The 414-nt window shown below is 52.4% G+C and carries 1 pseudogene; it reads left to right on the forward strand.

The annotated features are described in order from the left end of the window. Positions 1-43: 43 nt before the first annotated feature. Positions 44-414, forward strand: a pseudogene (locus J0A66_RS21820) (alkyl hydroperoxide reductase subunit F); the annotation flags it as partial.

A 414-nucleotide genomic window follows, 5' to 3' on the forward strand; every position in this document is an offset into this window, starting at 1 on the left:
GCCGGTGCAGGGAATGTTTTGCCCAGTGAATGTCGAGGTAGTGATGTTAGACAACAATTTAAAAGACCAACTGAAAACCTATTTAGCCAATTTGAAACGCCCTGTGGAGTTGGTGTTGGCCACCGACGACAGCGAGAAATCCCAGCAGTTACTGGCACTGGCGCGAGACATCGAAGAACTGTCAGATTTGGTGAGCTACCGACTGACCACAGAACCCCAGCGCGTTCCTTCCATGCAGGTGAGCAGTCCTGATACTGGGACATCTATGGCCTTTGCCGGGTTGCCCATGGGGCATGAATTTACCTCCTTGGTACTGGCGCTGTTGCACAGTGGCGGCCACCCGATCAAGCAGGAACAGAGCATACTTGAGCAGATTAAAGCGCTGCCGGGGCCTTTGCACTTTGAAACCTATGT

It is taken from the genome of Bowmanella dokdonensis (assembly GCF_017254865.1).
GTDB classification, from domain to species: Bacteria; Pseudomonadota; Gammaproteobacteria; order Enterobacterales; family Alteromonadaceae; genus Bowmanella; species Bowmanella dokdonensis.